The organism is Nesterenkonia sp. AN1, assembly GCF_000582475.1.
Taxonomy (GTDB): Bacteria; Actinomycetota; Actinomycetes; order Actinomycetales; family Micrococcaceae; genus Nesterenkonia; species Nesterenkonia aurantiaca.
In genome coordinates this window covers 204,064-217,087 of the sequence record NZ_JEMO01000004.1, presented here as the reverse complement: position 1 = coordinate 217,087, position 13,024 = coordinate 204,064, and the positions used below count along the sequence as shown (strand labels likewise).

Here is a 13,024-nt window from a genome sequence, read left to right as displayed (position 1 = left end):
CCCGGAATCACCGTGGTCTGGGGTGCGCCGGGCAGTCCCGGTCGCAGCACGGTGGCGGTCAACCTCGCCGCCGAGCTGGTGCTGCAGGGCGCCTCGGTGCTGCTGATCGACGCCGACACCTTCGCCGCCTCGCTGGTGGCGCAGCTGGGACTCATGGAGGAGACCGCCGGGCTGGCGAGGGTCTGCCGCGCCGCTGACCTGGGCCGGCTGGACACGGCCGCGCTTGACGCCGCAACCCTCTCCGTACAGATCAGCGGTGCCCGGCTGGGACTGCTCTCCGGGCTGCCGCGGGCGCAGCGCTGGCCGGAGCTGCGGGAGCGCAGCCTCATCGCGGTGCTGGAGCTGGTCCGCAGCCACTATGACCACGTGATCATCGACGTCGCCGCCCCGGTCGAGGAGGACGAGGAGCTCAGCTTCGACACCGCTGCGCCGCAGCGCAACGCCGCCACGCTGACCTGTCTTCGAGCGGCTGATCGGCTCCTCGTCGTCGGAGCCGCCGATCCGGTGAGCTTTCCGCGACTGGTCAAGGCGGTGGAGGCCCTGGAGCTCGCCCTCGAAGACGCGCCACTGGCAGCGCCGGAGGTGATCATCAACAAGGTGCGCAGCGAGGTGATCGGGCGCTCGCCGCGGGATCAGCTCAGCCAGACCTGGCTCCGGCTCGGCCCCTCCGCCCAGATCCAGGCATTCCTGCCCTGGGATCCGGTCGGCTGCGACGCCGGGCTGCTGGCCGGGCAGGTCCTGGCCGAGGCCGCCCCGAACTCCGCGCTGCGGCGCAGCATCGCCCGGCTGGCCGGCGTCGATCTCTCGGTGCGCCGCCGCGGCCTGCGCGCACGGGGCAGAAGGTAGGCTGAGCGGCACAGGCAACGCGCCGCCTCCGACCTCCGGGGTCGAGGACCACGCGTGCTGAAGAACCTGCAGAAAGAGTGAGAGCACACATGCCCGCCGAGACAATTCTTTGGACCAGCAACGACGCCGATCTTGAGACATTGACCGATGCGTATTTCGCCCATATCGCCAGCGAGGATCGCCACCAGGTCAGCGCAGACCGCCAGCAGCAGCGGGTGCGCGAGCACCTGCACCTCGCCGAGACCCGGACCGACTCCTCCCCGGTGATCCAGGTGGTCCAGGTCGGGGCTCAGAGCCTGGTCCAGGTCGTCACCGATGACATGCCGTACCTGGTGGACTCGGTCACCGCCGAGGTGACCCGCCATGGCCACGGCATCTCCCTGGTGGTGCACCCGATCCTGCTGAGCAGCCGCAGCACCGACACCGGCCATCTGGTCTCGGTGAAGTCCCTGCCCTCGGAGCACCGCGGCGTCTCCTCGGGGGACACCCAGACGCTGCCCAACCTCGCCGCCGTCTTCGACGAGCAGCACCTGGTCAAGATCGAATCCTGGATCACCATCGAGCTGGACCGGGTGATCCCGGAGCAGGACGCACAGACCCTGGTCGCGGGACTCCACAAGATCCTGCTCGACGTCAAGGCCAGCCACCGGGACCAGGACCGGATGATCGCCCAGGTCAAGGCCGCCGGCAGTATGCTGCGCGAGGCCAGCGACCTGCCCGAGTCCCGGGAGTCAGCCGACCTGCTGCAGTGGATGGGTTCCGGGAACTTCCTGTTCCTGGGCTACCGCGAGTACCAGCTCGCCGACTACCCCGACGGATCCGTCCACCTCGACCCGCTGACCGGGACCGGGCTGGGGATCCTGGCGGACCAGAACGGCAAGCCGATCACCCGACGCTCCACCGAGCTCTCCGCGGCCGGTCGGCAGCGCGCCGGGCAGCGCCGGGCCCTGGTGATCACCAAGGCCAACTCGCGCTCCACCGTGCGCCGCCGCACCTACATGGACTATGTGGCGATCAAGACCTTCCACTCGGACGGCACCGTCAAGGGTGAGCGCCGATTTATCGGGCTCTTCAGCGAGCGAGCCTACAGCGAGTCGATCGTGAACATCCCGCTGCTGCGCTCCCGGGCCGAGCAGCTGCTGCGCCGCTCCGGCTTCGCCCCGGACTCGCATTCCGGCAACGACCTGATGCAGATCCTCGAGACCTATCCGCGCAACGAGCTGCTGCAGATGGAGATCGACGAGATCGAGCAGGCCACCTGGCAGATCATGCAGCTTCAGGAACGACGCCGGGTCAAGCTGTTCCTGCGCCGGGACCACTACGGACGGTTCATGACCGCCCTGGTCTACCTGCCCAGGGACCGCTACAACACCGCGGTGCGCCGGCGCATCGAACAGGAGCTGCTGGACTACATCGCGGCGGATTCCATCGACTTCAACGTCCGGCTCACCGACTCGGTGCTGGCTCGGGTGTTCTTCCGGCTTCGGCTCGCCGACGACGCCGCCGAGCCGACCGGCACCCAGCAGGAGCTGGAACAGCGCCTGACCCGGGCGGTGCGCTCCTGGTCCGAAGGCATCGCAGCCGAGGCGGGGGACCGCTACTCCTCCTCCCACGCCAGCGCCGTCGCGGCCCGCTGGGGCGAGGCGTTCCCGGATGACTACCGGGTGCTCTACGAGGTCCCTGACGCACTCGCCGACGCCGCCCAGTTCGAGGCGCTGGAGGCGGCCGCCGCGCAGGGCCAGGCGGTGCCCCGGATGAGCTTCTACCGCACCGGGGACAACGGCGTGGCGGACATGCGGCTGAAGCTCTACCTCACCGAGCCCAAGACGCTCACCGACACCCTGCCGGTCATCGACGACTTCGGACTCGAGGTCCTCGACGAGCGGTCCTACACCCTGCAGTGCCCCGACGGAGCCACCTTCCACCTCTACGACCTGGGCCTGTTCTACCCCGAATCGGTGGACGCCGACGCCACCATCGGGCTGCTCCAGGAGGCCTACCAGCAGGTCCTGATCGGCCGGGCCGAATCGGACATCTTCTCCCAGCTGGTGCTGCGGCTGAGCCTGAGCATCCGCAGCGTGACCGTGCTGCGCGCCTATGCGAAGTACTACCGCCAGCTCGGCAGCACCAACTCCTACAGCTTCGTGGCGGAGTCGCTGCTGGCCAACCCCGAGATGGCCACCGCCCTGGTGGACTACTTCGAGGCCCGCTTCGACCCCGACCTCGACGGTGACCGGGACCAGCTCAGCGCCGCGGCGCGCGAGCGGGTCACCGAAGCGCTGGAGCAGGTCCGCACGCTGGACGCGGACCGGGTGCTCAGCGCCCTGCTGAACCTGATCGACTCCACGCAGCGCACCAACCTCTACCAGGACCGCGACTGGCTCTCGCTGAAGCTGACCCCGGCAACCATCGACGCGGCACCCGCGCCCCGCCCGGCCCACGAGATCTGGGTCTACTCGCCCCTGGTGGAAGGGGTGCACCTGCGCTTCGCCAAGGTCGCGCGCGGCGGGCTGCGCTGGTCTGACCGGCGCGAGGACTTCCGCACCGAGGTCCTGGGACTGGTCAAGGCGCAGATGGCGAAGAACGCGGTGATCGTCCCCTCGGGCGCCAAGGGAGGCTTCTTCCCCAAGCAGCTTCCCGATCCGGCCGCCGACCGCGCGGCGTGGGCGCAGGCCGGCCAGGATGCCTACAAGATCTTCATCCGGGCGCTGCTGGACATCACCGACAACCAGAGTGAACGTGACGGACAGATGGTCATCACCCATCCCGAGCGGGTCGTGCGCCACGACGGGGACGACGCCTACCTCGTGGTCGCCGCCGATAAGGGCACCGCCACGTTCTCCGACACCGCGAACGCGATCAGCAAGGAATACGGGCATTGGCTCGGTGACGCCTTCGCCTCCGGCGGGTCGGTGGGCTATGACCACAAGGCCATGGGCATCACCGCCCGGGGTGCCTGGGAATCGGTCAAGTCGCACTTCTCCGAGCTCGGCCTGGACACCCAGCGCGAGGGCTTCACCGTCATGGGCATCGGGGACATGGGCGGCGACGTCTTCGGCAACGGGATGCTGCTCTCCGAGCACATCCAACTGGTCGCGGCGTTCAACCACCTGCACATCTTCATCGACCCGGACCCCGACGCCGCGGCCAGCTTCGCCGAACGACAGCGGCTCTTCACCGCCCAGCGCTCCGGCTGGAGCGAGTACAACCTGGACCTGATCTCTGCCGGCGGCGGGGTCTTCTCCCGCACCGCGAAGACCATCGAGGTCACCGAGCAGATGCGCCGCCGCTTCGACCTTCCCGAGGCGCAGCAGCGGCTCACACCCCCGGAGCTGATCAACGCGCTGCTGAAGGCGCCGGTGGACCTGATCTACAACGGTGGCATCGGCACCTACGTGAAGGCCTCCACCGAGACCCACGAGCAGGTCGGGGATCGCGCGAACAACGCCATCAGGGTCGACGGCGAGGCGCTGCGCGCCCGTGTGGTCGGCGAGGGCGGCAACCTCGGACTCACCCAGGCCGGCCGGATCGAGGCAGCCCAGACCGGGGTGCTGCTGAACACCGACGCAATCGACAACTCCGCCGGAGTGGACTGCTCCGACCACGAGGTCAACATCAAGATCCTGATCGACCAGCTGGTGGAATCGGGTCATCTCGACGTCGACGAGCGCAGCGATCTCCTCAGCTCGATGACCGAGGATGTGGCCGCGCTGGTGCTGGAGACCAACCGGGACCAGAACGTGCTGCTGATGACCGACCGGCATCGGGTGGGCGAGTGGTCGCCCAGCTTCCAGCGGCTGATCAGCTGGCTGGAAGACACCGTGGGGCTGGACCGGGAGCTCGAGGTGCTGCCCACCGATGGGGTCTTCGAGGAACGCGCCGCGAATAAGCAGCGGATCCTCACCTCGCCGGAACTCTCGGTGCTCGCCGCCTATGCGAAGATCCAGCTCAAGGCGGCCCTCGTGGAGAACTCGGTGCCTGATGACGACTGGTTCGGGGTCACGCTCCAGCAGTACTTCCCGGCACCGCTGCGCGAGCGGTTCTCCGATCAGCTCGCCCGTCACCCGCTGCACCGCGAGATCATCGCCAACGTGGTCGCCAACGACGTGATCAACGTCGGCGGGGCGGCCTTCGTGTTCCGTGCCATCGAGGAGACCTTCGCCGCCGAGGAACAGGTGGTCCGGTCCTTCGTGGCGGTGCGCGAGCTCTTCGCCCTGGAAGACTTCGACGCCGCCATGCGTGAACTGCCGGTCGGCTTCGACCGGGACGCCTGGGCCAACACCTACCGGGACATGCGCCGGCTGTTGGATCGCGCGGTGCGCTGGTTCATCAACCATGTCAGCCGCGGCACCTCGGTCCGCGAGGACGTCGCGACCTACGCAGAACATATCGCCCCGCTCTACGGCGATCTCTCCAGCTACCTGCGCGGGGAGGACCGCGAACGGGTCGAACGGCTCCACGAGGAGGCGTTGGAGGCGGGCATGCCGGCCCAGCTGGCGACCTGGGTCTCGCAGCTCTTCGAGGCGTTCTCGCTGCTCGACATCGCCACCCTGGCTCGGGACCTCGAGCTGGACTCCCGCGAGGTCGCCGGGGTCTACTATGCGGTCTACGCCGACTTCAGCGCAGACTCGCTGCTGAACCGGATCACCAACCTGCCTCGTGAGGACAAATGGCAGGCTCTGGCCCGCGGCGCCCAGCGCGACGAGCTCTACGGCGCGATGGCCGACATCGCCGGGACGGTGCTGCGCACCACCTCCGCCGAGACCGCGCCCGAGCAGCGGCTCGAGGAGTGGAAGCAGGCCAACGGGGCCAAGCTGGCGCGAGCGAGAAGCTCGTCGCCGAGGTGGACGCGCTCGCCGATGACAACATCGCCTCGCTGACCGTGCTGCTGCGGCACCTGCGCGGGCTGGTGGACTCGTGAGCCGACGTCGTTGCCTGGTCACCAGCGTGTCCAGCACCACCGCCTGCACCGAGGAGCCCTGAGATGGCCGTCTTCCAGGATCCGCTCATCGGGCACCGCCACCTCTCCAAGGATGACGTCGAGTGGCTGCACGCCCTGGTGGGGGACTGGCAGCTGCTCTCGGACCTGGCGTTCTCCGACGTGGTGCTGTGGTTCCCCCACACCGAGGAGGGGTTCCTCTCCCCGGAGGAGAGGTCCTTCATCGCGCTCGCGCAGGCTCGCCCCTCGACCACGCAGACCCTGATCCACCGGGACGTGGTCGGGGACCGGATCCGGGCGGATCTCAAACCGATGGTGGAGCGGGCCTGGACCTCCCAGGTGGAGACCAACTCCTCGGACCAGGGCCAGCCTTCCCCGGCGCGGATGCGGGTCCAGGCCATCCCGCTGATCCACCGCGGCCGCACGGTCGGGGTGATCACGCTGCATTTCGCTGTGGCCGCAATGCGCAGCCCCTCCCGGCTGGAGCTGACCTACCGGCGCTGCGCCGAGGATCTGCTGGTCATGGTGGCCGAGGGCCGCTGGCCCGACGCGAGCCAGGAGTTCACCGGCTACGGCGGAGCCCCTCGGGTGGGCGACGGGCTGCTGCGCCTGGATACCGAGGGCCGGATCACCTTCGCCTCGCCCAATGCGGTCTCGGCGCTGCTGCGCCTGGGCGTCTCGGACACTCTGGAGGGACGCTCGCTGGCCGGCATCGGGTCCGAGCTGCAGCGCGCCACCGGGGTGGCGGTGGATGAGTCTCAGCCGATGATGCTCACCGGGCGACGTGCGATGCGGGCCGAGCTGGAGGCCCACGGCGCCGCGGTGACGCTGCGCTCGATCCCGCTCTACCGCGCCTCCCGCAGCGGAGCTGGCGCGAGCTCCGCGGGGACTGCTGTGGCGCCTGTGCCGCCGACCTCGAGCCGCGGCGCCCGCGAGGCCCGCGGCGGAGAGCGCTTCGCCGCGCTGGTGCTCTGCCGCGATGTGACCGAGCTGCGACGCCGGGACAAGCAGCTGATGAGCAAGGACGCCACGATCAAGGAGATCCATCATCGGGTGAAGAACAACCTGCAGACCGTCTCGGCGCTGCTGCGGATGCAGTCGCGTCGGATGGACTCCCAGGAGGGCCGGGAGGGTCTGCGCCGAGCGATGCGCCGGGTGGAGACCATCGCGATGGTCCATGACTCGCTGTCCAAGGGACTGGAAGAGACGGTGGACGTCGATGAGCTGATGCGCCGCCAGCTGCACCTGGCCGCAGAGATGGCGCAGTCGGACCGGCAGGTGATCACCGCGCTGGAGGGCAGCTTCGGGCAGCTTCCCCCCGAGATGGTCACCCCGCTGGCGCTGGTGATCACCGAGATCGTCGCCAACGCGGTGGAGCACGGCTTCGGCCCGGATCCCGCGCGTCGGGAGCTGCATGTGAGCATGAGCGTGCAGCGTCATTCCGACGCCGCCGGACGTCAGCGCCTGGAGCTGGAGCTCACCGACGACGGGGTGGGGCTGCCGGAGCACGAATGGGAACCTGGGCTGGGGCTGCAGATCGTGCGCACCCTGGTTCGAGGAGAGCTCTCCGGCTCCATCGAGTGGGAGACCGCGAGCGATCCTGCCTCGGAGGCTGGCGCCGTCGCGGAGCCGGGCACAGAAACGGCGAGGACGGGGACACGGGTGAAGCTCCGTGCGCCGATCCTCGCCGCGTCGATGAAAACTGGAGGGTGAGGCCTCAGGAGGCGCGGCGAGCGCGTGCGGCCCGACGCTTGAGCGCCCGGCGCTCGTCCTCGCTCATCCCGCCCCAGACGCCTGAGTCCTGACCGGTCTCCAGCGCCCACTGCAGGCAGGTGTCCATCACAGGACACCTCCGGCAGACGCTCTTGGCCTCTTCGATCTGAAGCAGGGCCGGTCCGGTGTTGCCGACGGGGAAGAAAAGCTCAGGGTCCTTGTCCAGGCAGGCTGCTCGGCTGCGCCAATCCATGGGATCACTACTCCTAGGGCGCCACGTGGGCGCCGATGTTCGGGTCATTGGGCATTCAGCGGCGATTCCTCGACCGAGCCTCATGATGAGCTGCTCGTGAATGAGTCTCCAGGGAGTCACATCCGCTTCCAGGCGACAGAATGTGCCACGGTCCAGCTGTTCCGCAGTGCCTGGACGGATGTACATCTCCAGACCTCGGGTGAGGTGTTCTGCCATCCCGAATAAGTACGCCATCAACGTTGGCATGTTAACGGCTGGCAGACAAGACTTTGCGCGACTGAAATGACTCCGAAACAGTGTGTACTTTGTCACAGAATTCTCAGACTTCAGCGAACCCCCAGGTCAGGCGATTGAACCCCAGAATTCGCTCCGAGAGAGGGCCGAGGGACTCAGCCGGGTCGGTCGAGTGGTTCAATGGGGAGATGTCCTCAGATGACCCCGTCCAGCCGGATTTCAACGCCCCGCGACCCCCGCGGCGCTTCGTCCAGGCGCGGCCCCGACCGCTGGCGGTGTGGCTGATCTTCCTGATCCTCTTCGTCCAGGGCCTCGCGGTGGTCTTCAACGTGATCGCTTCCGCGGTGGCCTCCCCGCCGCAGGTGCTCGACGCCGCCGGTCAGATCGCCCTGGTGGTGCTCTACGTGCTCTTCGGACTGATCCTGGTCGTGCTCGGCTTCAGGATCTTCCTCGGCGCCCAGGGCGCCCGCACCCCGGCGATGGTGCTCCAGCTCTTGATCGTGGTGCTCTCCTTCAGCTTCTTCTCCTCAGGCGCCGTCCCGATCGGTCTGGCATTCCTGGTGCCCGCGGCGGTGGCGCTGGTGCTGCTGTTCATCCGCCCCACGCAGGTCTGGCTGAGCGAGACCGAGCCTCAGGACTGAGCGCGCGCTCCGGTCTGCCGTACCAGCTGCTCCGCGCAGCCCAGATGATGTTCGCGCTGATCCGGGCCGGAGGCTCCGGGCAGCAGTGAGAGCAGCACCGCTGCGGTGCGCGCACCGAGATCGGCCGCCTCGGTCTCGATCAGGCAGCGGGAGTGGAAGCGGCGGGCGAACTCTGGTACCGCGGCGTACCCGTGTGCGTCGAAGCTCGGCAGCACCAGCAGGTGTCCCAGCATGGTGGCGAGGTCATCGGCCCGGTAACCGGGACCGACCGTGTCTGCATCGATGAGTCCGCTCGGACGATGCGCCTCCACGTCCAGGAACAGGTTCGCCGGGTGGAAGTCCCCGTGCGTGGGCACCACCGGCCCGGGCCTCTCGCGCAGGCCGGCGGCGATCCGGATGCGCAGCCGCGCCACCCGGTCCGGATCAGCGCCTGCTGCCAGGGCGGAGGCCGCCAGAGCATCGAGCCGCTGAACCGGCGGCACCCGGGGCGGCATCTCGAGGCTCTCGGGGCGCAGCGTCTCCAGTGCGGAGATCAGCACCTCCGGGTCGGGCGGGACGGTCAGCTGGAGGTCAGCCTGTGCGGCGGGTCGGTAGAGCAGACTGGTCAGCGCCAGCCCAGGGGCCTGGTCTATCACCAGGATGCCGTCCCCGGCGTCGGCCACGGCGGGGATCAGCGGAGAACACCCGTGGCGTGCCAGCAGCTGCGCCGTTCGGGATGGCCTGACCACCTTCAGATAGACCACCCGCTGGCCCCGTGCGGAGGCCACCACCGCACGGTAGACGGCGCGGCGCAGCGGACGCAGCACCAGCAGCTGCAGACTCTGCAGCCGGCACGGCTCGCCGAGCAGACGGCTGAGTCGCGATTCCAGCTCGGTGCTGCCCAGAAGCTCGGAGCCCTCGAGACGTTCGGTCTCGCCAGGAAGCTCGGCGCCACCGGCTGCGGGGGAGTGGGTGGGCTGTTCCACCACGAGCAGTCCCGGCAGCTCCGGGTCCACCGGGTGCACCCACAGGTGCACCGTGCCCTGCGAGGAGTCGGCCCGGACCGCCCCCATGAGAGCGCGCTGCTCCGGGGTCAGCGTCACCGTGCTCGCCACCATGGTCAGCTCCGTGGGCGGCGTGTTGTCGTTCGTCGCGGTCAGTTCGATGGTCGCGGTCAGTCCGGTCGGCTCAGCGGCGCCGGTCTGCCTGGGTAGGGGTCCTGGAGGGGACCCCAGGGGTGCGGTGCACTGCACCCGGTACCGGGCTGAGACCTCGGCGCCGGGCCGAGCGTAGACCTGCTCCAGCGCCCAGCCGCTCAGGACGACGCCGGAAGACTCCAGCGCCTGCCGCAGCAGCGTCTCGGCCTCGGGTCCACACAGCACGCCCAGCAGATCACCGCGCGCCTGATGCCCATCCATGCCCTCATCCTCCCGCATCCAGATGAAAGAACTCTCATCGCCCAAGACCTTTGTCGGCGGTCCTTCAGTGAGAAACTGAGGTCCATGACCCACTCGAGCCCGCCCGACGACGCCGGGGCGACCAGCCCGCCCGACGCCTCGAGCCCGCGCCCCCGTTCCCCGCGCGGCTGGCGGCCGGTCCGGGTCAACGTGCGCATGAGGATCCTCACCGCCGTGGTCGGACTCGCGGCGCTCGCGCTCGCCGTCGCAGGCTACACCGCCTTCGCGATCCAGCAGGCGCAGGTCGAGGGTCGGATCGACGCCGAGCTGGCGGCCGATGCCGAGCAGTTCCGGGTGCTGCACGAGGTCGGAGTGGACCCCGGCACCGGCGAGCCCTTCACCTCCCCGGGTCAGCTGGTCCGCACCGCCATGGAGCGGATCATCCCGACCCGCAATGAGGGCATCGTGGGGCTGGTGGACGGGCAGGTGGCCTACACCTCCCCGGTCACTCCGGTGCGGCTGGAGGAGGACCTCGCCCTGCTGCGCGCGCTGGAGCCCCATGCCCTCAGCGACCGTGCCACGGTGGTCACGATCGAGACCGAGACCACCAGCTACCGTGCGGCCATCGTGCCGGTGCAGGGACGCGTCGCAGCGGAGGCGGCAGACCCCGCCGAGGATGAGGCTGCGGACGAGGCAGGTCAGGCGATCACCGAGGTGCCGCAGGTGGGCGCGCTGGTGATGGCCTATGACATCACGGCGGAGAAGCGTGTGTTCGCCGAGGGGTTCCTGATCTACGCCGCCGTGGCCCTGCTCTCCCTGGGTGTCGTGGCGATCGTGGGTGGGGTGATCGCCGGGCGTCTGCTCCACCCGGTGGGTGTGCTGGCCTCCTCGGCCCGGCATATCGGCCGCGAGGACCTCTCCGAGCGGATCCCGGTGACCGGCAAAGACGATCTGGCCGAGATGACCAAGGCGGTCAACGAGATGCTCGACCGGCTCCAGACCTCCTTCCGGGCCCAGGACCAGCTCATCCAAGACGTCAGCCACGAGCTGCGCACCCCGCTGACCATCGTGCGCGGTCACCTCGAGGTCCTCGACGTCGGGGACCAGGAGGATGTGACCTCCACCCGGGCGCTGACCCTCGATGAGCTGAACCGGATGAACCGCGTGATCGATGACCTCACCACGCTGGCACAGTCTGCCCGCCCGGACTTCATCCAGCGCTCGCTGACCGATCTCGGCACGCTCACCGACGAGGTTTACGACAAGGCGCTGGCGCTGGGCCGGAACCGCTGGATCGTGGAGTCCCGCGGCGAGGGCCCCGCCTGGGTCGACCGGGAGCGCCTCACCCAGGCCTGGCTGCAGCTTGCGGCGAACGCGGTGAAGTTCTCCGCCCCCGGCTCGGTGATCGCGCTCGGCTCAGAATTCACGGCAGAGGATATGCGCATCTTCGTCCGGGACCAGGGTCAAGGGATCGCCGAACAGGACCAGGAGCGGATCTTCCTGCGCTTCGGGCGCACCGACCCGTCCAAACCGGGATCCGGACTTGGACTGCCGATCGTGAACGCGATCGCGCAGGCCCACGTCGGACGCGTGGAACTGGACTCGCGCCCGGGGTGGGGGCGTGCTTCACTGTGATCATCCCGCTCACCAGCCCCGCCGCGGACCAGACTGACCCAGACCAGAGCTTCGAGCAGACCCCCGAGGACGACGGCGACACCGCGCCGCTGCCGCACCCCATCGACACCAGGAGTCATGGATGACCCAGATTCTGCTCATCGAGGATGAGGACCGGATCGCGTCCTTCGTGGAGAAGGGCCTGCGCGCGGCCGGCTATGCCGTGCTGCGGGGCGCCACGGCGTCGGAGGGCTTCGAATACGCGATGAACAACTCGGTGGGCCTCGCAGTCCTGGATCTCGGGCTGCCCGACGAGGATGGGCTGCGGCTGCTGGGCCGGCTGCGCGGCCAGGGCTTCGGCGTCCCGGTGATCATCCTGACCGCACGCAGCACCCCGGCGGACACGGTGGCGGGACTTGAATCAGGCGCAGATGACTACATGTCGAAGCCGTTCAGCATCGATGAGCTGCTCGCTCGGATCAGGCTGCGTCTGCGCGGCGGCTCGGCGGAGGAGCCGACCACCCTGAGCGCCGGAGGGCTCATCCTGGATTTGCATGCCCGTCGCATCAGGGCGGGGCAGAAGCATCACGATCTGTCCGCGCGGGAGTTCGCGCTGATGGAGACGTTCATGCGGCACCCCGGCCAGGTGCTCTCCCGGGAGCAGCTGCTGGAACGCGTCTGGGGCTACAGCTTCGATCCTGGGTCGAACCTGGTCGACGTCTACGTCCGGTATCTGCGGGCCAAGATCGGCGCCGGTGCGATCCGGACGGTGCGGGGCGTCGGGTACCGGCTCGAACTCTGAACCGTGCACAGGTCACGTCGCGCGCGATTCCTCCGGCGCAGCACAGCCTCGAAGCGGGTCAGCTGGCCGCGGAGGGGGCCGACCAGCTCTGCGCAGACACCGGGCTGGACCAGGACTGGGCAGAGGCCAGCGGAGCCTGCTGCTGGTAGGTCGAGGGCGGTGCGGGGGCGACCGTGGTGGGTGCAGGAGCCTGCGGCGGCACGTACTCCGGGGCCGGTGCGGTGCTGCGCGGAGTGCTCGGTGCGGGTGCGGCGGGGCTGGACGTGGGACTGGCGCTTGCGCTCGAACGTGAACTGGGAATCGGACTGGCACTCGAACGCACGCTGGGGCTGGCACTGGCGTCGTCCTCGCTGGAGCTCGGGCTCGGTGAGGCAGACTCACGCTCAGCAATGGGGGCCTCGCTCGGCGAGGCCACCTCCATGGCCGGACCGAGGTCCTGACCCTGGTCGGGACCTCCCAGGCCGGCGACGGCGGCCGTGCCGCCCAGAGCGACGATGCTCAGCGCCCCGGTGATGATCCATCCTGACTGCCTGGCCATAGTGCCCCGTCCTCTCACGTCTCTGCTCTGATGCCTGATTCTCTCTCCTGGTTCCATTCTGGGCCGTG

General features: G+C 69.1%; 10 protein-coding genes. 7 read left to right on the top strand and 3 right to left on the bottom strand.

Annotation, left to right across the window (positions count from 1 at the left end; translation table 11 throughout):
* The 3 genes from BG28_RS03305 to BG28_RS03295 all read left to right on the top strand — a co-directional run.
* The coding region (locus BG28_RS03305) for an AAA family ATPase (RefSeq protein WP_036474262.1) at window positions 1-846 on the top strand (846 nt) is incomplete at its 5' end.
* Between the two features lie 89 nt (window positions 847-935).
* Entirely contained in the window at window positions 936-5,726 is a 4,791-nt protein-coding gene (locus BG28_RS03300; RefSeq protein WP_235180943.1) for an NAD-glutamate dehydrogenase, read from the top strand.
* A gap of 104 nt (window positions 5,727-5,830) precedes the next feature.
* Window positions 5,831-7,498, top strand: coding sequence for a sensor histidine kinase (locus BG28_RS03295; protein ID WP_036474113.1), 1,668 nt, complete (start codon window positions 5,831-5,833; stop codon window positions 7,496-7,498).
* A gap of 4 nt (window positions 7,499-7,502) precedes the next feature.
* Here the strand turns inward: BG28_RS03295 and BG28_RS03290 are convergent, their stop codons facing one another.
* A complete protein-coding gene (locus BG28_RS03290) occupies window positions 7,503-7,751 on the bottom strand; it encodes a WhiB family transcriptional regulator (RefSeq protein ID WP_036474112.1) in 249 nt (82 codons plus the stop codon).
* A 422-nt stretch (window positions 7,752-8,173) separates the two neighbouring features.
* On the opposite strand from BG28_RS03290, the gene BG28_RS03285 reads away from it, so the two are divergent.
* Window positions 8,174-8,626, top strand: a complete 453-nt coding sequence (locus BG28_RS03285) for a hypothetical protein (RefSeq protein ID WP_036474110.1) — start codon at window positions 8,174-8,176, stop codon at window positions 8,624-8,626.
* Here the strand turns inward: BG28_RS03285 and BG28_RS03280 are convergent.
* Window positions 8,617-10,023 (bottom strand): phosphotransferase, encoded by a 1,407-nt coding sequence (locus BG28_RS03280; RefSeq protein WP_084479381.1) that lies wholly within the window; start codon window positions 10,021-10,023, stop codon window positions 8,617-8,619. The genes BG28_RS03285 and BG28_RS03280 overlap by 10 nt on opposite strands.
* Window positions 10,024-10,107: 84 nt before the next feature.
* Here BG28_RS03280 and BG28_RS03275 point away from each other — a divergent pair, with 84 nt between their 5' ends.
* The 3 genes from BG28_RS03275 to BG28_RS03270 are packed head-to-tail and all read left to right on the top strand — an operon-like array spanning window position 10,108 to window position 12,418.
* A complete protein-coding gene (locus tag BG28_RS03275) occupies window positions 10,108-11,637 on the top strand; it encodes a cell wall metabolism sensor histidine kinase WalK (RefSeq protein WP_161634789.1) in 1,530 nt (509 codons plus the stop codon).
* Window positions 11,634-11,762, top strand: a complete 129-nt coding sequence (locus BG28_RS16450) for a hypothetical protein (protein WP_255342463.1) — start codon at window positions 11,634-11,636, stop codon at window positions 11,760-11,762. Before BG28_RS03275 ends, BG28_RS16450 begins: the two co-directional genes overlap by 4 nt.
* A complete protein-coding gene (locus BG28_RS03270) occupies window positions 11,759-12,418 on the top strand; it encodes a response regulator transcription factor (protein ID WP_036474106.1) in 660 nt (219 codons plus the stop codon). The genes BG28_RS16450 and BG28_RS03270 overlap by 4 nt, the downstream gene beginning before the upstream one ends.
* A 58-nt stretch (window positions 12,419-12,476) precedes the next feature.
* Here the strand turns inward: BG28_RS03270 and BG28_RS15275 are convergent, their stop codons facing one another.
* The gene (locus tag BG28_RS15275) at window positions 12,477-12,956 is read right to left on the bottom strand and encodes a hypothetical protein (protein WP_133725403.1); all 480 of its coding nucleotides are present in this window, start codon (window positions 12,954-12,956) and stop codon (window positions 12,477-12,479) included.
* Window positions 12,957-13,024: the final 68 nt, after the last annotated feature.